This window comes from Plantactinospora solaniradicis, assembly GCF_042658085.1.
GTDB classification, from domain to species: Bacteria; Actinomycetota; Actinomycetes; order Mycobacteriales; family Micromonosporaceae; genus Plantactinospora; species Plantactinospora solaniradicis.
Genome location: NZ_JBHSPR010000060.1, coordinates 41563 through 61761 on the forward strand (window position 1 = coordinate 41563; position 20199 = coordinate 61761).

General features: G+C 70.5%; 19 protein-coding genes. 9 read left to right on the forward strand and 10 right to left on the reverse strand.

Annotation, left to right across the window (positions count from 1 at the left end; genetic code table 11):
• Positions 1-32: 32 nt before the first annotated feature.
• Positions 33-1607, forward strand: coding sequence for a hypothetical protein (locus ACFP2T_RS39830; RefSeq protein ID WP_377431735.1), 1575 nt, complete (start codon positions 33-35; stop codon positions 1605-1607).
• Between the two features lie 83 nt (positions 1608-1690).
• Here ACFP2T_RS39830 and ACFP2T_RS39835 read toward each other — a convergent pair whose 3' ends face one another.
• Both ACFP2T_RS39835 and ACFP2T_RS39840 read right to left on the reverse strand, forming a co-directional pair.
• Positions 1691-2881 (reverse strand): winged helix DNA-binding domain-containing protein, encoded by a 1191-nt coding sequence (locus ACFP2T_RS39835; protein WP_377431738.1) that lies wholly within the window; start codon positions 2879-2881, stop codon positions 1691-1693.
• Positions 2881-3093 (reverse strand): hypothetical protein, encoded by a 213-nt coding sequence (locus ACFP2T_RS39840; protein ID WP_377431740.1) that lies wholly within the window; start codon positions 3091-3093, stop codon positions 2881-2883. The genes ACFP2T_RS39835 and ACFP2T_RS39840 overlap by 1 nt, the downstream gene beginning before the upstream one ends.
• A gap of 278 nt (positions 3094-3371) precedes the next feature.
• Here ACFP2T_RS39840 and ACFP2T_RS39845 point away from each other — a divergent pair, with 278 nt between their 5' ends.
• The 3 genes from ACFP2T_RS39845 to ACFP2T_RS39855 all read left to right on the forward strand — a co-directional run bounded on the left by ACFP2T_RS39845 (position 3372) and on the right by ACFP2T_RS39855 (position 5343).
• Positions 3372-3782 (forward strand): RlpA-like double-psi beta-barrel domain-containing protein, encoded by a 411-nt coding sequence (locus ACFP2T_RS39845; protein ID WP_377431743.1) that lies wholly within the window; start codon positions 3372-3374, stop codon positions 3780-3782.
• A gap of 10 nt (positions 3783-3792) precedes the next feature.
• Positions 3793-4395, forward strand: a complete 603-nt coding sequence (locus ACFP2T_RS39850) for a cell wall protein (protein WP_377431745.1) — start codon at positions 3793-3795, stop codon at positions 4393-4395.
• Between the two features lie 84 nt (positions 4396-4479).
• Complete coding sequence (locus ACFP2T_RS39855) at positions 4480-5343, forward strand: MauE/DoxX family redox-associated membrane protein (protein WP_377431747.1); 864 nt, start codon at positions 4480-4482, stop codon at positions 5341-5343.
• A gap of 81 nt (positions 5344-5424) precedes the next feature.
• Here the strand turns inward: ACFP2T_RS39855 and ACFP2T_RS39860 are convergent, their stop codons facing one another.
• Both ACFP2T_RS39860 and ACFP2T_RS39865 read right to left on the reverse strand, forming a co-directional pair.
• Positions 5425-6087 (reverse strand): class I SAM-dependent methyltransferase, encoded by a 663-nt coding sequence (locus ACFP2T_RS39860; protein ID WP_377431750.1) that lies wholly within the window; start codon positions 6085-6087, stop codon positions 5425-5427.
• 79 nt (positions 6088-6166) lie between these two features.
• Complete coding sequence (locus tag ACFP2T_RS39865; protein ID WP_377431753.1) at positions 6167-7663, reverse strand: aldehyde dehydrogenase family protein; 1497 nt, start codon at positions 7661-7663, stop codon at positions 6167-6169.
• A 291-nt stretch (positions 7664-7954) separates the two neighbouring features.
• Between ACFP2T_RS39865 and ACFP2T_RS39870 the strand changes: the two genes are divergently transcribed.
• The 3 genes from ACFP2T_RS39870 to ACFP2T_RS39880 all read left to right on the forward strand — a co-directional run bounded on the left by ACFP2T_RS39870 (position 7955) and on the right by ACFP2T_RS39880 (position 11689).
• Entirely contained in the window at positions 7955-8551 is a 597-nt protein-coding gene (locus ACFP2T_RS39870; RefSeq protein ID WP_377431755.1) for an FHA domain-containing protein, read from the forward strand.
• A 130-nt stretch (positions 8552-8681) separates the two neighbouring features.
• Positions 8682-9731 carry an alpha/beta hydrolase gene (locus tag ACFP2T_RS39875; protein ID WP_377431758.1) on the forward strand — a complete coding sequence of 350 codons (1050 nt, stop codon included), beginning with the start codon at positions 8682-8684 and terminating at the stop codon, positions 9729-9731.
• Positions 9732-9928: 197 nt separating this feature from the next.
• On the forward strand, positions 9929-11689 hold the full coding sequence (locus tag ACFP2T_RS39880) for a 3-hydroxyacyl-CoA dehydrogenase family protein (protein ID WP_377432377.1): 1761 nt from the start codon (positions 9929-9931) through the stop codon (positions 11687-11689).
• Here ACFP2T_RS39880 and ACFP2T_RS39885 read toward each other — a convergent pair.
• The 6 genes from ACFP2T_RS39885 to ACFP2T_RS39910 all read right to left on the reverse strand — a co-directional run bounded on the left by ACFP2T_RS39885 (position 11667) and on the right by ACFP2T_RS39910 (position 18809).
• Positions 11667-12758: an FG-GAP repeat domain-containing protein gene (locus ACFP2T_RS39885; RefSeq protein WP_377431760.1), complete on the reverse strand. Its 1092-nt coding sequence runs from the start codon at positions 12756-12758 to the stop codon at positions 11667-11669. The two genes, ACFP2T_RS39880 and ACFP2T_RS39885, sit on opposite strands and share 23 nt — an antisense overlap.
• 141 nt (positions 12759-12899) lie before the next feature.
• Positions 12900-14012, reverse strand: coding sequence for an Ig-like domain-containing protein (locus tag ACFP2T_RS39890; protein ID WP_377431762.1), 1113 nt, complete (start codon positions 14010-14012; stop codon positions 12900-12902).
• 49 nt (positions 14013-14061) lie between these two features.
• On the reverse strand, positions 14062-15177 hold the full coding sequence (locus ACFP2T_RS39895; RefSeq protein WP_377431765.1) for an Ig-like domain-containing protein: 1116 nt from the start codon (positions 15175-15177) through the stop codon (positions 14062-14064).
• A 38-nt stretch (positions 15178-15215) separates the two neighbouring features.
• Positions 15216-16340, reverse strand: coding sequence for an FG-GAP-like repeat-containing protein (locus ACFP2T_RS39900; RefSeq protein WP_377431767.1), 1125 nt, complete (start codon positions 16338-16340; stop codon positions 15216-15218).
• Positions 16341-16372: 32 nt separating this feature from the next.
• Positions 16373-17485, reverse strand: coding sequence for an Ig-like domain-containing protein (locus ACFP2T_RS39905; RefSeq protein WP_377431770.1), 1113 nt, complete (start codon positions 17483-17485; stop codon positions 16373-16375).
• A 184-nt stretch (positions 17486-17669) separates the two neighbouring features.
• The gene (locus tag ACFP2T_RS39910) at positions 17670-18809 is read right to left on the reverse strand and encodes an Ig-like domain-containing protein (RefSeq protein WP_377431773.1); all 1140 of its coding nucleotides are present in this window, start codon (positions 18807-18809) and stop codon (positions 17670-17672) included.
• A 222-nt stretch (positions 18810-19031) separates the two neighbouring features.
• Here ACFP2T_RS39910 and ACFP2T_RS39915 point away from each other — a divergent pair, with 222 nt between their 5' ends.
• Together ACFP2T_RS39915 and ACFP2T_RS39920 are read left to right on the forward strand one after the other, a co-directional pair.
• Complete coding sequence (locus ACFP2T_RS39915; RefSeq protein WP_377432379.1) at positions 19032-19313, forward strand: ligand-gated ion channel; 282 nt, start codon at positions 19032-19034, stop codon at positions 19311-19313.
• A gap of 82 nt (positions 19314-19395) precedes the next feature.
• Entirely contained in the window at positions 19396-20193 is a 798-nt protein-coding gene (locus ACFP2T_RS39920) for an alpha/beta hydrolase (RefSeq protein ID WP_377431776.1), read from the forward strand.
• Positions 20194-20199: the final 6 nt, after the last annotated feature.

Consider the following 20199-nt stretch of genomic DNA (forward strand, 5'->3'; position numbering starts at 1 on the left):
GATCGTGATGCCAGGGCGGAATCGTCGTCAACATGGACGACGACAGCCGCACCCGGGACACCCCACCGGTGATGCTCGCCTGGCTCGGACATCCGGTGACCGTGCTGGCGATCGTCGCGCTCGTGGTCAACGACCATCTCCTCAAGGCGGAGTACCCGGGGCTGGTCACGGGGAAGCTCAGTGACTTCGCCGGCCTGCTCGTCGCGGCGCCGTTGCTCGCCACCGTGGTCGCCGGGCTCGCCCCGAGGCTGCCCGGAACCCCGGTGGCGCTCGCCAGCATCGGCGTCACCGGGCTCGCCTTCACCGCGGTCAAGGCGACCGCCGGAGGGGCGGCCGCCGCCTCCGCGGTCTGGAGCGGGTTCACCGGGCCGTCGGTGATCCTGGCCGACCGTACCGACCTCGCCGCCCTGCCGATGCTCGCCGTCGGCGGCTGGGTGTGGACCCGGGCCCGGCGACATCCGGCGACGCGCCGGGCGGTACGTCGGTTCGGCGCGCTCGTGCTGCTGCCGGGCGCCGTACTCGCGGTGGTGGCCACCAGCGCGCCGTTCTATCCGGACGCGGTCGCGGTGACGGTCTGGCGGAACCAGATCGTGGTGGGCCAGGCCAACGCCTACCACGCCGGTGACCGGCAGCCCGAGATCTGGTGGCTCAGCGAGCGCGACGGGCGTGGCTGGCGGGCGTTGGATTCGGCCGAGGAGACGGCCTTCGAGGCCGAGCGGTCCGGGCTACCGGCCGGAACCGGCCAGGGCTGCGTACCGGGGGAGCCGGCGCACTGCTACCGCGTGGTGCCGGGGAAACTGCGGATTCAGGAGACCACCGACTCCGGTACCACCTGGCGAACGAGCTGGGAGGTGTCGGACGAGGCACGCCGCTATCTGAGCCGGTCCTACGACGACCTCGGCGATCCGGCAATCTACCTCTCCTCCGTGGCGCTCGTCGTGCAGCCGACGAGCGCCGGACACGTCGTCGTGGTGGCCAACGGCCGGGACGGTGTCGCCGTCCGCGAGCCGGACGGTCGGTGGACCCGGGTCGAGTTCGACGGCTACGGCGGAACGGCCCGCCGGGCCGACCCGTCGGGGATCGATCCCGGCGCGCTCGCCCAGGAGATCGTGCTCGCGCTGCTGGTCGCACTGGCGGCGATGGGCCTGGGTGGCTGGCTGGCGGCCCGGCGGGGGAGGGTCACCGTCGTCTGGTTCGTGGTCCCGCTGGTCCTGGGTTGCGTGGGTGGACTCCTCGGCATCCCCGGGATGGCAAGCGACGAGGTCATCGCCCTCCTCGGCCGACTCCTGGTCGTGCTGGGGCCGCTGATGGCGCTGACCGGTGTCGTCGGAATCCTGGTCTTCGCGGGACGGGTGCTGCCGGTCCGCTGGCTACTGCTGATCATCCTGATCGGACTGTCGGCCGGCGTCGGCTGGCTCGCACCCTTCGTCGGTTGGGCGAACGGTGCGATCGGCTACCGGAACGCGGCACTCCTCGGCTCGGCCTGCGTGCTGGTCGGCATCGCCGCCGCCGGTTGGCTCGGCCACCGCTTCGGTCGCCCGCCACTGCCGAAAACCGAGCCCTCGTACCCGGCGGTACCGCTCGGCCCGCCGCCGGCCGCTCCCTGACCCGGCAGGCCAGGAGTGTTAGGAAGGGCCCCCGCATCTACAAAAAGCGATAAGAAGGGCCCCCTCCTTACACTGCTCGGGGGTTAGGCGTGTGGGCCGACAGCTACCTCGCCGATGGTTAGCCGGGGGGTGGCTTCGAGGATTTCGCCGATCCGTTGCACCTGGTCGTCGAGGTCGTGTCGGTGCGCGGCGGTGAGCCGGGTCAGGGGCTCGACCGTGACGTCGAGGCGGCGGCCAGAGCGGCGTTGGTGCCAGACGCCGGCCACCACCCCGTCGACGAGCAGGACCGGATAGTTGCCGGCCTGGCCACCCGCCAACGCCCGTTCGGCGGCTCGGCCGGGGAAGACGTGCTCGCGCGGAAAGCACCCGACCGGGTACGCGTCGAAGTACGGCAACAGCCGTACCCCGTCCGGCAACCCGGTCGGGGCGGCGGTGTCGCCCGCCACCACCCAGGCGGCAGTGCCGGCGACCGAGACCTGCTCCAACTCTGCCCCGAGCGAGTCGAACAATTCCGTCGCCCAGCGCTTCGGCGCCGCCAGCCACTGGGCGAAGTGTGTCGGCGTGGCCGGGCCGTACGCGTAGAGGTAACGCCGGACCACCTCGGCGAGCGCCGTTCCGGCCTCGGCGGGCTGGAAACCCGGCAGCCAGCGGGCCGGGTTCGTGTACGTGATCTGGCGGCCCCGGTTCGGACCGAAGCACATCGCACCGCGCCGGGTGGCGAGCGACATCGCCTCGATCCAGCGCGGCCACTTGTCCTGGAACGCGTCCATCACCCGGTCACCCGCCCACGGCCCGGTACGCGCCACGACCGCCTCGGTCAACTCGTCGGTGGTCAGCTCGGCGTCCCGGAGCGCGTCCGCGATCGCCGCGACGACCTGCTCGGCCTGCTCGTCGCTGAGCAGCTTGTGCGTCTGGATCGGCAGGGCCGACAGCGCACCGGTCCACATCGGCAGGTCCTCGGTGGCCAGCAGGTGCACGGTGAAGCGGGGGCCGCGCGTCTTGACCAGGCTGCGCTCGGTCCACAGCGCCTCCCGTACGTCGACCCGGGTGGTGTCGCGGGTGCGGAGCCCGATCGAGAGCTCGGCGGCGGACAGCACCTGGGCGTGCACCCCGCCGAGCCGGGCCGCCACGTCAGCAGGCCTGGGCCCGGCTTCGGACCTGGCTTCGGACCTGGCGTCGGGCCTGGCTCCGGGCCCGGCCCCGGGCAGCGGGGAGACCAGCCCCTGCCGCTCCAGACGCCGGGCGCACACCTGCGCGAACGACAGTTGCCGCATCAGCGGACCTTAGCGAAGAAGGTACGGAGGTCGGCGGCGAACGCGTCCGGCCGCTCCATGGCGACGAAATGGTGGCTGGCGGAGTTGCCCTCCGGCCAGCGCAGGATCGTGCGCCGTACCGGCGTCCGGGTGCCGCCCCGCGAACTGCCGGCCGAGGACGCGCCGGTTGGTGGCGACCAGCCGGGCGTCGCGGACGCCGCCGACTTCGTCACCCGGAAGCTCTTACGCGTTCACCCCGACGTACCACCCTCGGTTGCGAGTTAGAGGTGCACGAGCCGCCGGAGCTGATCGACTACCTCCGGGCGTTGGGAGCCCGGGTCACCCGGGCCACCGATACCAGCTCATCGTGACCTCCGGGGTCATCGGCGACGAGCCGGACAGTTGAAGAAAACTTTCAGAGTCATGATTGACGCCGTGGTTTTCTGTCGCAATAATTGTCGTCAATATTGATCAACGTCGTTTCCCTTAACCCCCGAAGGGAGGACCGATCATGGCAGCTGTGACCGGAGAGGTGTCCTGGTTCTGTTGCGGCAGCGCCTGGGGCCCCTGCGCGTCGACCGGCAGAGGCGCCTGCGGAACCTGCACCTCCGGCAACTACCAGCACGCCTGGCCGAACGCCTCGGCAGCCTGTCTCGCGATCACCCGACCGGACACCTGTGGCACCAGCCTCAGCCGGCGGACCTGCGGGTTCGTGCACTACACCACGAACCTGTGCAACGGCGCACGGGTCGGCACCTCGATCGCCGACTGTGGACCGCAGACCGACCTCTTCTGCGGCGAGCGCGCCTGCTGCGGCTCGTCCTGCGGAACGAACCGGATCATCGACCTGACCCCGGCGGCGTACAGCGCGATCGCCAGCCTGTCCACGGGGCTCCGGCCCTGCTCCGTCGACGTCGTGTAGGGAGGCTCTGATGGCGAACACCATGGACCGCCGCCGACTGCTCAGCACCGCCGTACTCGGTGGGGCCGGCATCGCCGGCGCCACCGCACTCGGCTCGCTCGCCCCGGAGGCCGCCTTCGCCGCCGAACCGGTCAAGGTCGTACCCGGGCAACCCGACCCGAACTTCGCCGAGGGCCGGGTCACCACGATCAACGGCAGCGTGGTGCTGCTCGCCGGCTCCGACGGCGCACTGCACCGCATCCAGGTCACCAACGGTACGAGCATCTGGAAGTTCCAGCCGACCACGTTCGACCGGCTCGAAAAGGGCGACGGCATGTACGTCCGGGGCGTACGGCTCCCCGACGGCACCCTCGCCGCCGACTCCCTCTGGGCCAACATCGTCAACCTGACCGCGCACGTCGCCTCGGTCGGTCGCAACGTGCTGCACCTCGACCACCACGGCAAGCGCCTGATCGGGCACGTCGTACCCGGCACCACCGCCGCCGTCTACAACGGCACCCCCGCCATCTCCGACGTCTCGCTGCTCCGGGTCGGCGGGCACGTACAGATCATCGGTGCCTGGCACCCCGACACCAACGAGATCAGCATCGCCACGGTCTACGCCGCCAACTGAGGTGTAAGGAAGGGCCCCTTCTTATCGTTTTCTGTTGTAGCGGGGGCCCTTCCTAACACCTCTCCGGGAAGAGAGGAGGGCACAATGCTCCAGTCGATGGCGGCACTCCAGTCCCTGCTGATCGGCGCCGTGCTGATCTGGTCCGCCCGGATCAAGCTGTTCGACCGGCGCGCGGCCGCGCAGGTCGGCACGTCGGCGCTCGGCACGCTGCTCGGCACCGACCGGGCGGTGCCGGCGTACCGGCTTCTCGGCGGCGTGGAGCTGGCACTCGGCATTCTGCTGGTGGTCCCGCCGGCTCCGGTGGCCGAGCCGATCGCGGCCACCACGCTCGCCGCCGGCTTCGTCGGCTACCTCTGGTACGCCCGCCGCACCGCGCCCGGATCGTCGTGCGGCTGCCTGAGTGCCAAGGCCACCCCGGTCACCGGGCGGAGCATCTCCCGCGCCGGAGGGCTGGCCCTGGCGGGTCTGCTCGGTGCCGTCGCCGCCGGCGGCGGGCACTGGCTGTCGGTCCTGGCCGACCATCCGGCCGCCTCGGTCGCGCTGCTGCTCGCCGAGGTGGCGGTGCTGGTCGCCCTGTCGCCCGAGTTCGACGCGGCCTGGTTGCTGCCGCTGCGCCGGCTCCGGGCCCGGCTCACCCATCCGCTGCGGGGCGGGTCCGGCGTCCCGTTGCTGGCCAGCGTCCAACAACTCCAGCTCAGCGGCGCGTACCGGCAGGTTGCCGCGTTGCTCACCTCGGACGTCCGGGAGCACTGGCTGGAGCAGTCCTGGCGGATGGTCTGCTACTCGGCCCGCTACCAGGGCCGACCGGCGACCGCGATCTTCGCCGTGCCGGCGGCCGAGGCGGCACCGGAGCAGGTCCGGGTCGCCCTGGTGGACGACTCGACCGGCACCACCCTGCTGAGCCTGGCAGACCCGGCAAGCCGGCCAGATCCGGCATACGCCGGCTGACGACCCCGAACCTGTGAGGTGTTAGGAAGGGCCCCCGCTACAACAGAAAACGATAAGAAGGGGCCCTTCCTTACATCTCTGTCAGGCGCGGCCGGTCTGGACCGCGATCAGGGACTTGATCAGTCCGGCCAGCCGCTCGGCCCGGATCTGCGAGTGTGGAAAGTAGTGCCGCATCTGGGACCGGTCGACCAGTTCGGTCCAGAGCACCTGTTGCATCGCCGTTTCGCGGCAGTCGGGGCGGGTGTGCGCGAGCGGCCATCGGCGGGCCACCGCTACCCGCAGCCGGACCGGGGTGAACTGCATCCCGGGGGCGATCCAGTGTGGCTCGATCGGAAAGTAGCGGTACGGCGTCTGCACCCAGTGCGCGTCGGCGAGCGCGTGGACGGTCTCGGCGAACCGTAGCCGGCGCTCGTGCCCACCGACGTGTTCCAGCACCGAGTTGGAGAAGACCAGGTCGTAGCGGCGGCTGGCGATGTGCGGGGGCAGTGCGCAGGCATCGCCGCGATCGACCTCCGCCCACCCCGGTACGTCGGCCGGGGCGTCCTCCAGGTTCACCACGTGTACGTGCTTCGGCCGTACCGCGCTCTGCGCCCAGGTACTCACCCGGCCGCCAAGGTCGATCACGGACATCTGCGCCAAATCTGGAAATGTTTCGGCGAGCCAGCCGGCTCGGCGCTGCCGCCGCTTGGCGCCCCAGGAGTTTTCGCTGTCAACCAGGCGGAATCGCAACGCGTGCAGCCCCATTTGGCGAACGCTACCGATGCGGGAGGCGACCAGGGATGTCTTAGTCGTCCTTTTGTCCCTACGATCGGTCAGTTCGCGCTCACCGCCCGTACATTATTTTGGCTGCCTTGATGATGCGCTCGACCTGCGCGGACGTCCGTTCGAACGTCATCGAGGGCAACACCGAGGGGCCACGCCGTCTGGTCACCGCCTTGCTCCGCCCGAACTCGCGCAGTCCGTCCGCGCCGTGGATGCGGCCGAAGCCGGAGTCGCCGACCCCGCCGAACGGGAGTGTCGACATTCCGACGAAGGTGAGGCTGGAGTTGACAGCGGCCATTCCGGACCGGATCCGGCCGGCGATCTCGACGGCGCGGCGCCGGCCGAAGACGGATGCGCCCAGGCCGTACGACACCGCGTTGGTCCGGGCGACGGCCTCGTCCGCGTCGGCGACCCGGGCGATCGTGAGGGTGGGCCCGAAGGTCTCCTCGCGTACGGCGGCGGCCTCCTCGGGTACGTCCACCAGGATGGTCGGCCGGACGTACGGCGGCGCCACGGCGTCGGGTCCACCGAGTACGGCCCGTCCGCCGCGCGAGATCGCGTCGTCGATGTGCCGTCGGATCACCTCGATCTGGCCGGGCATGGTGATCGGGCCGAGGTCGGTGTCCTCGGGCCCGACGGTCAGCCGGGATGCCTTCGCGACCACCTTCGCCACGAAGGCGTCGTAGACGGGCTCGACCACGTACGCCCGTTCGATGCCGATGCAGGTCTGGCCGGCGTTGGTGAGGGCGCCCCAGACGCAGGCCTCGGCGGCGGCGTCCAGGTCGGCGTCGGAGTCGACGATCATCGCGTCCTTGCCGCCGGCCTCCAGGACGACCGGGGTGAGCGTCTCGGCGCAGGCGGCCATCACCTTCTTCGCCGTGGTGGTGGAGCCGGTGAAGGCGACCTTGTCGACGCCGGAGCGGCACAGTGTGGCGCCGACGTCGCCGAGGCCGTGGACGGCCTGTAGCACCGGATGTTCGGGTACCACCTCGGCGAAGGTGTCGACCAGCCACTGCCCGATCGCCGGGGTGTACTCGCTGGGCTTGAGGATCACCGCGTTCCCGGCGGCCAGGGCGTACCCGAACGCGCCGATCGGGGTCAGCACGGGATAGTTCCAGGGCGCGATCATCGCGACGACGCCGTAGGGCTGGTATTCGAGGTGGGCGGAGAACTCGGCGATGACGAGCCGGCCACGTACCCGGCGGGGGCCGAGCACCCGTTTCGCGTTCCGGGCCGCCCAGTCGAGGTGGTCGATCGCGCTCACGGCCTCGACGACACCGTCGGCGATCGGCTTGCCGGTTTCCAGCCGGGACAGCGCGGCGAGTTCGGGGATCCGGTTGGCGAGCACGGACCGCCAGCGCAGCAACCGGGTCCGACGGCCGGCGAAGCCGAGCCCGGCCCACCATTTCGCCGCCACCCGGGCCTGCCCGACCGCCCGGGCGACGTCGTCGGCGTCCGCGACCGGGAACCGGCCAGCCAACTCCCCGGTCGCCGGATTCGTGGAGATCAGTTCGCCGTCCTCGATCGCGGGCACGCCGGGAACGCTCACGGTCGTCATGACGCGAGTCTAGGCCCGAACGTTACTCGCGGGTAGACGCGTGAATGAGCATGATCGGCGCGGTTCATCCGCCGAATCGGCGAGGCTGGATCCCCTCCCCGGGTACGCCGACACGGTCCGGCAGGACGTGGAGCACAGCCGGCACCGGATGGGAAGCTGACCTGCGGGGAGCCGGCGTTGCCGTGCCGACTCGGGGCCGGCGTTGCCGCGTCGGCTCGGAGCTGGCGTTGTCGTGCCGGCTGGGGCCGGCGTTGCCGCGTCGGCTCGGGGCAAGGCCGATGGGGGCGATCCATGTCCGACGAGCTGGATCTGTTACCGGTGCTGACCGTGACCAGCGGACCGTTGCAGGGCGCGAGCTTCCGGCTCCGACCGGGAGTGCGCCGGATCGGCCGGGAGGACGGCGTCGACGTGCTGTTGGACGATCCCAAGGTCAGCCGCCGACATGCCACCGTCGAACTCGTCGACGGCCGGGTACTGCTGACCGATGCCGGGTCGACCAACGGGACCTGGCTGAACAACCGGCGGCTGTCCGGCCTCACCGAGCTGCGGGACGGGGACCGGCTCCGGCTGGGGCAGGTCGAGCTGCGTTTCTTCGATCCCGGCGCCGCCGCGACCGACCAGTTGACCCCGCTGCGCCACCGGGCGCTGCTCCCGCCGCCGCAGACTCCGGCTCTGGCTCCGGGTTCGTTTCCGGTTCCGGGTTCGGTTCCGGCTGCGGGTCCGGCCGTTGCCGGGGCCCCGGTGCCAGCGGAGGCGGCGGCCGGCGCGCTGACCGCACCGACCCAGTTGATGGGTACGCCCCGGCGGTCCCGCCGGATGCTGCTGATGATCGGCGGTTTTGTGGCCCTCGCCGGCTCGATGACCTGGGCCTATCTCGTCCTCCAGTAACCCGGACACCCCTTCGACGCCCGCTGCCGGTGATCCGGCCTCCCGGTGGTGCAACGGCCCGACGAGCGGCCCGGAAATATGGCGGGTCGCCACATGGGGCAGACCCGGCCCGGCTGGCATGATCGCCTGGATGGAGATCCAGCGACACGAAATTCTGGCCAACGGCATCAAGCAGCGGGTGCTGGTTGCCGGCCCCGAGGACGGCGTTCCGGTGCTGTTGATCCACGGTAACTGCTCGTCCGCCGACTTCTGGCGACCGCTGATCCGCCGGCTGCCGGCGACCCTGCGCCTGGTCGCCCCCGACCTGCGCGGGTACGGCGGCACCGAGGCCGCGCCGGTGGACGCCACCCGGGGCCTGCGTGCCTTCGCCGACGACGTCGCCGCGCTGCTCGACGAGCCGGCGCTGTTCGGTGGGGCGGACGCCCGGCCGGTGGTGGTCGGGCATTCGCTGGGCGGGGGAGTGGCGATGTGCCTGCTCGTCAACCGGCCCGATCGGGTGGCGGGTCTGCTGCTGGCGGCGCCGGTCTCGCCGTACGGGTTCGGTGGCACCCGGGACCTGGCCGGCACCCCGACCACGCCCGACTTCGCCGGCACCGGCGGTGGAACGGCGAGCGCGGAATTCGTCCAACGGCTCGCCGCCGCCGACCGGAGCAGCGACGCGCGGACCAGCCCGCGCAACGTGCTCCGGACCGCCTACGTGGCCGATCCGGCTTCGCTCGGCGACGACGAGGAACTGCTCCTCGACTCCGTGCTCTCCACCACGACCGGCGACGACAACTACCCGGGCACCATGGAACAGACCGACAGCTGGCCGGGCATGGCACCGGGAGACCGGGGCGTGCTCAACACCATGGCACCGAAGCACTTCCGGATCGCCGACGAGCTGGTCGCCGTCCCGACCAAGCCGCCGGTCACCTGGGTACGCGGCGACGCCGACGTGATCGTCTCGGACACCTCGCTCTTCGACCTGGCGTACCTCGGCCAGCTCGGCGTCGTGCCTGGCTGGCCGGGCGCCGAGGTGTGCCCCCCGCAGCCGATGATCGGACAGACCCGCGAGGTCCTGGACCGGTACGCGGCGGCCGGCGGCAGCTACCGGGAGATCGTCCTCCCCGGCTGCGGTCACTCGCCGAACATCGAGCGCCCCGCCGAGTTCGTCGCCGCCCTGCTGGAATTGCTGTAAGGAAGGGCCCCTTCTTATCGTTTTCCGTATAAGAAGGGCCCCTTCCTAACCGGGCCAGCGCCGAGTGGCAGACTCGCCGCAGTTTCCTCAGCGGTCGTTCAGGCGGCCGTCCGCGACGAAGTCGGAGGTCAGCAGTGGTGGGCGAGTTCACCGGCGGGGGCGGCGTACGGCAGGTTGGCGTCGTCGGGCTGGGCACGATGGGGGCGGGGATCGTCGAGGTGTTCGCCCGCGGTGGGGTGGACGTGGTCGCCGTCGAGATCACTCCGGCCGCCCTGGAACGTGGTCAGGCGACGCTCACCCGCTCCACCGATCGGGCCGTGGCCCGGGGCCGGCTGACCGCCGCCGACCGGGACGCGTTGCTCGGTCGGGTCACCTTCGCCGTCGGGCTGGCGGCGCTCGGCGAGGTGGACCTGGTGATCGAGGCGGTGCCCGAACAGCTCGACCTCAAACGGCGGCTCTTCGGTGAGCTGGACCGGATCTGCAAGCCGGGCGCCATCCTGGCCACCAACACCTCCTCGTTGAGCGTCACCGAGATCGCCGTTGCCACCGAGCGGCCGAGTCAGGTGATCGGGATGCACTTCTTCAATCCCGCCCCGGTGATGAAGCTGGTCGAGGTGATCCGGACGGTGACGACCTCGACCGAGGTGGTCGAGGCGGTCGAGGCGCTCTGCGCCCGGCTCGGCAAGGTCGACGTGACCATCACCGATCGGGCCGGGTTCATCGCCAACGCGCTGCTGTTCGGCTACCTCAACCAGGCCGTCGCGATGGTGGAGTCGCGGTACGTCGGCCGCGAGGACCTCGACGCGGCGATGAAGCTGGGCTGTGGGCTGCCGATGGGGCCACTGGCACTGCTGGACCTGATCGGCCTGGACACGGCGTACGAGATCCTGGACACCATGTACCGGCGGGGTGGCCGGGACCGCCGGCACGCTCCGGCGCCGCTGCTCCGGCAGATGGTCACGGCGGGACTGCTCGGCCGCAAGTCCGGCCAGGGCTTCTACCAGTACGCCGGGCCGGGCTCGTCGACCGTCGTACCCGACGACCAGACCCCGTCGTCGGCACCGGTCGACGGCGCTCGTCCGGTCGCGCGGGTCGGGGTGATCGGGTCCGGCGCCGCGGCCGCCGGGCTCGGCGAGGTCTTCGCCGGAGCCGGGTACGACGTCGTCGTGCTGTCCTGGGAGCCGGAGGAGTCCGCCAGCTCCGAGGCGCCGGAGGGGGCTGTCCGTTCCGACGTGCCGGAAGAGTCCGCCAGTTCCGAGGTGTCGGAGACGTCCGCCAGGCTCGATGAACTGGCCGACGTCGACCTGGTGGTGGAAGCGGTGGACGGGTTGGACCCGGGCGTGCGGCGGGCCCTCTTCGCCGCGTTGGACGAGGTCTGCCGGCCGGGCGCACTGCTCGCCACCACGACCGCCACGCTGCCCGTCATCGACATCGCGATGGCCACCCGCCGGCCGGCGGACGTACTCGGGCTGCATTTCGCCGGACCCGCCGGGCCCGCCGGATTGTCGGCGCAGGTCGGGCCGGTGGTGGAGATCGTCCAGACCGTCCGTTCCTCGACGGAGGCCATCGCCACCGCGCGGGCGGTCTGCGCCGCGCTGGGCGGGACCGGGGTGGTCTGCCGGGACCGGGCCGGGTTCGTGGTCAACGCGCTGCTCTTTCCGTACCTGAACGACGCCGTGCGGATGCTGGAGGCGTCGTACTCGACGGTGGACGACATCGACCACGCGATGAAGTTGGGCTGCGGATATCCGGCGGGCCCGTTCGAGATGTTGGATCTGGTCGGCCTGGACGTTGCCCTGGCGGTCCAGCGGGGTCTCTACCGGGAGCTTCGGGAGCCGGGACTCGCCCCGGCGCCGCTGCTGGAGAAGTTGGTGACCGCCGGCTTCCTGGGGCGCGGGACCGGTCGCGGGTTCCGGGAGACGGCGGCCCTCCCGTTCAGCGGGCGATCCGGAGGCTGACCGTGGCGTTGCTGGTCCGGCCGTCCTGGGTCAGCCGGTAGACGAACCGGTCGGACCGGGCCTTGTCGTTGCGGTGCGGCCGGTAGATGACGGTCCGGCCCGTGGTGACCTGCACGGTGCCGTGCGCCGGCGCGGCGACGATGCTGAGTTTGGTGCCCTCGGTGGCGAAGTCGTTGGCCAGCACCCGGATACCGGTGGCCTTGGCCCCGCTGACCTTCGGGTTGTCCCGGATCGCCGTCGGGGCTGGGACGAAGCCGCCGGTGCCGGTGCCGATGAAGACGCTCTGCGCGCCGGCCCCGCTGGTGGTGACCACGTCCAGGATCCCGTCGCCGTTCACGTCCGTCGCGGCCACGGTCCAGGACTGCTCGCCGGTGGGATCGCCCTGGAGGTTCACCACCGTGCCGTCGTCGAGCACCACGACCACACCGGTGAAGTAGGTGCCACAACCCTCGGCGTACGCGATCGTCACGTCCATCGCGCCGTCGCGGTCGAAGTCGGCGAGTTGGTACTGCGGTCGGCCGGAGCAGTACCGGACCGGGCCGGGGGTGAGCGCCCCGGTGCCGGTGTTGAGGTAGGTGGCGAAGCCGCTGCCCTGGTCGGTCCACTCGTAGATGTCCTGGCGTCCGTCTCCGTTGAAGTCGGCGGTGCCGATGTAGCTGGGCTGGAAGATGGTGTCGAAGCCGCCCGAGACGGCGAAGCCGTCCAACACCAGCAGGGTGCTGCTGATCGAGGGAGGTGGACCGGAGAACCAGGTGAGCGCCAGCTCCGCCGGGGCGTCGCTGTCGAGGTTGAGTCCCACCCCCATGTCCGGGCAGTACTCCGTCGACGGCAGGTACGGATAGGACTGCGCCGGGCCGTAGCCTCCGCCGGGCAGGCCGAGTTCGACCCGTACCGCACAGGAGGAGTTGCCGGGCAGCGCGCCGAGGGTGTTCCGGTCCGGGCGGGCGTCCCCGTTCACGTCCGCGATGATCGGTTCGTCCTGCCAGCCGGCCCGGGCGGGCGACGCGGTCAGACCGACGGTGGCCGCTGTCGCCGCGACGACGACCATCGCGATGCGCCGTCCCCACATGGTGCCTCCTCTGCCCGGTCAGCCTCGTCGACGGGCTGGCTCTTAGCAGGAGATTAGATTGTACTTAACGTGATATGTCCTGTGCTGACAGTGATTTGACAGGATGGTTTACCGAACCGGATCCGGGGTAGGGCGGCCAGCTCAGGGCGTGATTCTGACCAGGACCGTGGCCCCGCTGGTCCGACCGTCCTGCGTGATCCGGTAGCTGAACTGGTCGACGGAGCCGGCTGTCGGGCCCGGACGGTAGACGACGGTCCGTCGGTCTCTGACGACGGCGGTGCCGTCGGTCGGCGGTGTGCTGATGCTGACGACGGCCCGTCGGCTGGCCCAGTCGTTGACCAGCACCGGGATCCGGACGGAGCCGTCGGCGCCGACCGTGACGACGTCCTGTCTCGCCACCGGCGACATGACGAACCCGCCGTTTCCGATGCCGAGGAAGGTCCAGCGTCGCCCGCTCGGCTGTTGGTAGGTGAGGACGTCGGGGAGGTTGTTGCGGTCCGCGTTCAGCACGTGGATCGTCCAGCTCGGCGTGCTGTCGTATCCCCCCAGGAGGTTGACCACGCTACCGTTGGCGAGCACCACGGCGACTCCGTTCGCACCGTCGTCGCACCGGTCGGCGTACGCGACCGCGAGGTCCACCGCGCCGTTCCGGTCGAAGTCGGCGAGCCGGTACTGGACCCGGCCGGCGCAGTATCGGACCGGACCGGGAACCAGCCCTCCGGTGCCGGGGTTGAGATAGCTGGCGAACCCCTCGCCCTGATCGGTCCAGAGATAGACGTCCAACCGCCGGTCGCCGTTGAAGTCGGCCAGTCCGATGTAGTTGGGCCGGTCGATCGACGGGATCCACGCCGAGGCGACGAAGTTCCGCAGGACCAGCAGGTCGAGGCCGGAGCGGCTGGGCGGACCCTCGTACCAGCCCAGCACCAGTTCGGCCGGGCCGGGCTGGAACGGTGGGGCGGCGTCCAGGTCGACGGCCACGCCGAGTTGTGGGCAGGAGAGCGTCCCGGGACTCCCGGGCACCTGGTAGACGTACTGCCGCGGCAACAGGAAGCCACCGCCCGGCCGGCCGAACTGCACCACGACCGCGCACGCGTCGGGCAGGTTTCTCAGGCTGATCCAGTCGAGCAGCCGGTCTCCGTTCAGGTCACCGAGGAACGGCTCGTTCGGTCCGGCGGCCTGCGCAGCCGACGGCACCACGCTGATGGCGATGATCGTCGTCGAGACGGCCAGCACCGCGATCGCTTTTCTCCACATGGCGCTCCTTCGTGGTGGGGCCGCCGGGCCGAACGGGCGCCGGCCGGTTTCAGCCGATGATCTTGATGCTGACCGAGGCGTTGCTGGTCTTACCGTCCTGGGTGAGCCGGTAGACGAACGTGTCGGTCTTGCCGTGGACCCGATTCGGGGTGTAGATGATGGTGCGGTTGGTGGTGACCTTCACCGTGCCGTGCCGAGGGGGCGTCCAGATGGTGACCCTGGCCCGGTCGCTGGCGAAGTCGTTGGCCAGCACCACGATGCCGGTGGCCCTGCTTCCACTGACCGTCGGATAGTCGCGCACCGCGAGGGGCGACAGGACGAAGGTGCCGTTGCCGACGCCGATGAAGGTGTCGATCGCATTGGTGAGCTGGTTGTAGGTGATCACGTCGGGCACGCCGTCCCGGTTGGCGTCGGCCACCTCGACGGTCCAGCTCGCCAACCCCTCGACGTCGGTCCTCAGGTGAACCTGGCGGCCGTCGTCGAGAACCACCACCACTCCGCTGAAGTACGCCGCGCAGCCCTCGATGTACGCGATCACCACGTCGGTCGCACCGTTCCGGTTGAAGTCGGCGAGCCGGTTGGTCAGCGGGCCGGAACAGTGCTTGACCGGTCCGGGCACCAGCAGGCCGGTACCCGTGGCCAGGTAGCTGGCGAACCCGGCGCCCTGGTCGGTCCACTCGTACATGTCCAGCCGCCGGTCACCGTCGAAGTCCGCGGTGCCCATGAAGCTGGGCTGGAAGATGGTGTGGAAGCCGCGCGTGACCCGGAAGTTGTCGAGTACCAGCAGGGTGTACGGCACGGTGGTCGGCGGACCGGCGAACCAGCCCACCGCCAGCTCGGCCGCCGGGTCGGCGTCGAGGTTGAGCCCCACCCCCATGTCCGCGCAGTTCGGCTCGTCCCGCGGCAGGGACAGGTACGTGTACGGCTGCGCCGGACCGAGCCCACCGCCCACCACTCCCAGGCTGACCACCGTCCGACAGGCTGTCGAGGTGCCGACGATGACGAAGTCGAGCACCACCCGGTCGGCCCGGCCGTCCCCGTTCACGTCGGCGATGATGGGCTCACCCGGGCCTCCCGCAATGGCGCTGGACATCCCCGAGCCCACCCAGCCGGCTGTCGTGATGGTTACCGCCATGGTGACGGCGGCGATCCGCCTACCCCTCATGGCATGCCTCCTCAGGCTCGCCAACCCGCCGGGTTGGGCTATCCGGTCCACCGGATGTAGACGACTGCGCGGCTCCGGCGGGCGCCCTCGGTGAGCTCGTAGGTGAACCGGTCGGTCGCACCGTGGCTCGCCCTGGGCGTGTAGATGATCCGGCCACCGCTGATGACCCGGGTGGTGCCGTACCTCGGTGGGACGACGACGGTGACCTGGGCCTGCGTAGTGGCCTGGTCGTTGGCCCGTACGTTGATGGTCACCGGCCTGGTGCCGGTGAGCGTGACCGAGTCGGTGTTCGCCCTCGGCGACCGCACGAACTGGCCCGTCGGGGTGCCGATGAAGTACTCGACCACGCCGGTCAGCCGGGATACGGTGCGGACGTCCGGGATCCGGTCCCCGTTGGCGTTGACCACCGTGGCGGTCCAGGTATCCAGGCCGATCGGGTCGTGTTGCAGTTCCTGGGCCGTGCCGTCGTCGAGTACCACCACGACACCGCTGGCGAAGAGCGAGAGACAGCGCTCGAAGTAGCTGTTCAGAATGTCGGTGGCGCCGTTCTGGTCGAAGTCGCGCAGGTCGACGTCGATCGGGCGGGCGCACCACTCCGCCGGCCCCGGTGTCACGGTGCCGTTGCCCTGGTTCAGGTACGTCTCGATGCCCTGACCCTGGTCGGTCAGCGAGTAGACGTCCTCCCGCCCGTCCCCGTTGAAGTCGGCGGAGCCGACGTAATACGGCGCGAAGATCGCCGAGAGCAGGCCGAACGACGGCTGGAACGCGTTGTTCAGCACCATCAGGTTGTACGGCACCGTCGGCGGTGGGCCCGGGAACCAGGCCACCACCAGTTCCTCACGCCCGTCGCCGGTCAGGTCGACGGCCACGCCCAATTCGGGACAGCGGGTGCCGAGGCCGGTACCACCGGGCCGGAGGTAGACGAACGCGACGGGCAGCCGGAAGTCGCCGGACGCGGTGCCGTACTCGACGATCACCGAGCAGAAGTCGGGCTGGACCAGGCCGAGGGTGATCCGATCGGCGAAACCGTCGCCGTTGACGTCGCCCAGCACCTGCTCCCCCCGGGCGCCGGCCCAGGCGCGGGGTGGTGCCCAGGCGACCGCACCGCCCGTGGCGGCCACCACCACGATCACGATCGCGAGTGCGGTACGTCTGCGCCACATGGCCCCTCCTGGTACCTCGACGTGTGGCCCGGCTAGGCCGGGAATCCGATGGTGACGGTGGCGTTGGAGCGCCTGCCCTCGTCGGTGAGCTGGTAGGTGAACCGGTCGGTGCGGCCGTGCCGGGGGTTCGGCCGGTAGAGGATGCGGCGGTCGGAGAGGACCTGGACGGTGCCGTACCGGGGTGGGCTGGTGATCGTCACGGTGCCGTAGCGGCTGACATAGTCGTTGCCGAGCACGTCGATGGCGAGCGGCCTGACGGTGCCGAGGGTGACCCGGTCGGTGTTCGCGCGTGGTGAGCGGACCAGCAGGAACATTCCGTCGCTGCCGGTGTTGATGAAGTAGCTGACCTGGCCGGTGGTCTGGTTGACGGTGCGTGCGTCGGGGAAGCGGTCTCCGTTGGCGTTGACGACCCGGGCGGTCCACCGGGTCCGCCCGGCCGGGTCGATCTCGATTTGTTGGACGGAGCCGTCCGGGCGGATGCGTACGACGCCGTTGCTGGCGTCGGCGCAGCCCCTGGTGTAGGCGAGCAGCACGCCGTCGACGCCGGTCTGCGTCCAGTCGGCGAGCTGTGCCGTCGGGGTGTCGAGCGAGCAGTACCGGATCGGCCCGGTAACGACGGTGTTGCCCTGGATGATGGAGTTGGCGATCCCACCCGGCCCGATCGCGTACGGCGTGGGCGGGGCACCGGGACTGAACACACCTGTACCGAAGTAGGTGGGATGGGTGATTACCGACAGGTAGCGGAACGAGGGCTGGAAGTTCGGTGGATAGAGGATCAGGCGGTTGTAGTCGAGGCCGGCCGGTGGGTTGCTCCAGCCGACGCCGAGATCGTCGGTACCGTCCTCGTTGAAGTCGGCCGCGACTCCCATGTCCGGGCAGTTCTCGCTGGGGTCGCCGCCCGGCTGCAGGTAGATGAAGGCGATGGGCGGCAGCAGAGTGCCGGACACCGTGCCGTACTGCACGATGCTCGAGCAGTAGTTGGGGCTCACCGCACCGAGCTGTACGGCGTCGAGGATGTCGTCGCCGTTGAAGTCGCCGTAGACGGTCTCGCCGGGGCCGCCGGCCCGGGCGGTGGGCGCCGGCCAGGTCAGGCCGGCGATGATCACGGCCAGCACGGCCGCAGTGGTGAGGCGAACGCTCCGCATCGCCTACCCCCTATGTGGTGCTTTGATAGGCCAGGTCGGACCGGCCCATGTTTGGGACGGTAGACCGATTCTTTCGATACCGACCGATGCTGACCGTGATCCGACACCGGTTCGGCACGACATAAGCGCAGCTCAGCGCGGTGTTGGCCGCGTTCACTCGGGAAACTGGATGGTGACCGTGGCCCTATGCCGCTCGCCCTCGGGTGTCCGGGGGACCGGGCGGGCTCTCAGGGAAGCTGATGCGGACCACCGCACTGCTCCGGCGGCCCTCGCTCCGGATCTGGTAGGTGAACCGGTCGGTCAGGCCGTGCTGCTGCCGGGGGCTGTACAGGATCCGCTTGTCGGACAGCACCCGTGCCGTGCCGTACCGGGGCGGCACGGTGATCACGATTTGGGCGGTGGACGTCGCGTAGTCGTTCGCCAGCACGTCGATCGCCACCGGCCTGACCCTGGCGAGCTGGACGCGGTCGGACTGCGCCCTCGGTCCCCTGACGAAGTCGCCGTTGCCGACGCCGTGGAAGAAGTTGACTTCACCGGTGCGCAGGTTCTGGGTGCGGACATCCAGGAACCGGTCGCTGCCGAAGCTGGCCACCTGGGCCCGCCAGGTGTCCTGGGCGGTGAGGTCGAGTTCCAGTTGCCGTCTTTCGCCGGTGGCGAGCAGCACGACCACGCCGTTGCCGTGGTCGGTGCAGCCGTCCGTGTACGACAGCACCACGTCCACCCGCCGGTCCCGGTCGAAGTCGGCGTGCTGGAAGGCCGGCGCATTGGCCGAGCACCACTGCGCGAGGCCGGGTACGGCGACACCGTCCACGATCATGCTCGTGTAGTAGCCGCCCGGGCCGACGGCGAAGGGCGAGACGACGCCGGTGCCGGTGAAGTCCTGGGTGCCGAGGTAGGTCGGGTTCGGTAGCGGCGAGGTGAACGTGGTGATCGTGGTGAAGTCCTGGTCGATCGCGATCCGGTTGTAGGTGATGCCGGGCGGGACGGTGTCGCTCCAGGCGAGCCAGAGCTCGTCGAAGCGGTCGTTGTCAGCGTCGAAGGCGGTGCCGATGTCCGGGCAGTTGGTGCCGACGTCGACGCCGGGCCGCTGGTAGGTGTAGGCGATCGGCGGCAGGAACACCCCGGGGGCCGAGCCGTACTGGATGATCAGCGAGCAGAGGTTGGGATGGATCGCCCCGAGGACCGCCCGGTCGATGATGCCGTCGTCGTTGAAGTCCGCAAGGATCGGTTCACCGGGCCCACCCGCGAGGGTCGGTTTCGGGGTTTCCATCACGACGACCAGTGCTGCCAGCAGGATTGCTGTCGAGGTACGTCTGCTCCACATGGCGCCCTCCTTGTGCTCAAGTCCGCATCGTCGGACGAGGGACTATTCGTGGACGTTAGCCCCGTTTGATCCGTTCATGCCCACCGCTGACCGTGATCCGACAACCACAAAGAGCGACAAAACCGCAGGTCAGGTGCCTTGATCGGCGAGGGGAGGCCGGAGACGTACGCTGGAAAGGTGAGCCCGCGTCGCAACCGTCCGCGCCCGGAGGACGCCCCGCCGCTGGACCGTGAGCGGCTGGAACGGGGGGTCGGCTCGGTGCAGACCTGGCGGGACGGACAGTGGCAGGTCCGCAACATTCCGGGCAGCGCGGCGACCAAGACCTACCGCTGTCCCGGGTGCTCCCAGGAGATTCGCCCCGGCGTCGCCCACCTGGTCGCCTGGCCGGCCGACGGACAGGGCGACCTGACAGACCGCCGGCACTGGCACACCGGCTGCTGGCGGGCACGGGACCGGCGCGGCCCCGGCGTGGAACGCTCGCGCAGCGCCCCCAGGTACGGCTGATCCCCGGACGATCCGAGGGATCTTCGTCACGGTGTCCCGGGACGGCTGCCCCGCCCGGCGCGGGCGGGTAAGACTGATCCCTGTGAGTTCAGCCATCCGCGCCGCCAGCATCCTGCCCGCCCGCCGCGAGGACATCGAGCTGCACACCGCCGACGGCCTGCGCCTGGTCGGCGAGCTGGCGCTCCCCGTCGATCGGGACCCGGTCGCCACCCTGGTCTGCCTGCATCCGCTGCCCACCCACGGCGGGATGATGGACAGCCACGTGTTCCGCAAGGCCGCCTGGCGGCTGCCCGCCCTGGCCGACCTGGCGGTGCTGCGGTTCAACACCCGGGGCACCACCAGCGTGCGCGGCACCAGCGAGGGGACGTTCGACGCCGGGAACGCCGAACGGTTCGACGTGGCGGCGGCGATCGAGTACGCCGAGTTCGCCGAACTGCCGAACATCTGGCTGCTCGGCTGGTCCTTCGGCACCGACCTGACCCTGCGACACGGCTGCGACCCCGCGATCGTCGGCGCGATCCTGCTCTCCCCGCCGCTGCGCACCACCACCGAGGACGATCTGGCCCGGTGGGCCGAGTCCGGCAGGCCGTTGACCGCACTGGTACCCGAGTTCGACGACTACCTCCGACCGGACGAGGCCCGCCGCCGGTTCGCGGTCGTGCCCCAGGCCGAGGTGGTCGGCGTACCGGGTGCCAAGCACCTCTGGGTCGGCGACGCCGAGACCGTACTGGACGAGGTGGTCCGGCGGGTCAACCCCGAGGTGCCGGTCCCGCTGCCGTCAACCTGGGACGGTCCGATGGAGACCGGCGACGCCAGCGCGTACGCCGACCGGACCGTCGCGGCGTTCGCCGACCAGCCGATGCCGGGCGACCCGAGCTGACGTAGA

Coding starts and splice junctions, on each gene's coding strand:
- ACFP2T_RS39905 (WP_377431770.1), bottom strand. CDS start 17,485: ATGCGGAGCGTTCGCCTCACCACTGCGGCCGTGCTGGCCGTGATCATC.
- ACFP2T_RS39865 (WP_377431753.1), bottom strand. CDS start 7,663: ATGACGACCGTGAGCGTTCCCGGCGTGCCCGCGATCGAGGACGGCGAA.
- ACFP2T_RS39890 (WP_377431762.1), bottom strand. CDS start 14,012: ATGTGGAGAAAAGCGATCGCGGTGCTGGCCGTCTCGACGACGATCATC.
- ACFP2T_RS39860 (WP_377431750.1), bottom strand. CDS start 6,087: ATGGGGCTGCACGCGTTGCGATTCCGCCTGGTTGACAGCGAAAACTCC.
- ACFP2T_RS39835 (WP_377431738.1), bottom strand. CDS start 2,881: ATGCGGCAACTGTCGTTCGCGCAGGTGTGCGCCCGGCGTCTGGAGCGG.
- ACFP2T_RS39830 (WP_377431735.1), top strand. CDS start 33: ATGGACGACGACAGCCGCACCCGGGACACCCCACCGGTGATGCTCGCC.
- ACFP2T_RS39880 (WP_377432377.1), top strand. CDS start 9,929: ATGGGGGCGGGGATCGTCGAGGTGTTCGCCCGCGGTGGGGTGGACGTG.
- ACFP2T_RS39895 (WP_377431765.1), bottom strand. CDS start 15,177: ATGAGGGGTAGGCGGATCGCCGCCGTCACCATGGCGGTAACCATCACG.
- ACFP2T_RS39875 (WP_377431758.1), top strand. CDS start 8,682: ATGGAGATCCAGCGACACGAAATTCTGGCCAACGGCATCAAGCAGCGG.
- ACFP2T_RS39900 (WP_377431767.1), bottom strand. CDS start 16,340: ATGTGGCGCAGACGTACCGCACTCGCGATCGTGATCGTGGTGGTGGCC.
- ACFP2T_RS39870 (WP_377431755.1), top strand. CDS start 7,955: ATGTCCGACGAGCTGGATCTGTTACCGGTGCTGACCGTGACCAGCGGA.
- ACFP2T_RS39885 (WP_377431760.1), bottom strand. CDS start 12,758: ATGTGGGGACGGCGCATCGCGATGGTCGTCGTCGCGGCGACAGCGGCC.
- ACFP2T_RS39845 (WP_377431743.1), top strand. CDS start 3,372: ATGGCAGCTGTGACCGGAGAGGTGTCCTGGTTCTGTTGCGGCAGCGCC.
- ACFP2T_RS39855 (WP_377431747.1), top strand. CDS start 4,480: ATGCTCCAGTCGATGGCGGCACTCCAGTCCCTGCTGATCGGCGCCGTG.
- ACFP2T_RS39910 (WP_377431773.1), bottom strand. CDS start 18,809: ATGTGGAGCAGACGTACCTCGACAGCAATCCTGCTGGCAGCACTGGTC.
- ACFP2T_RS39850 (WP_377431745.1), top strand. CDS start 3,793: ATGGCGAACACCATGGACCGCCGCCGACTGCTCAGCACCGCCGTACTC.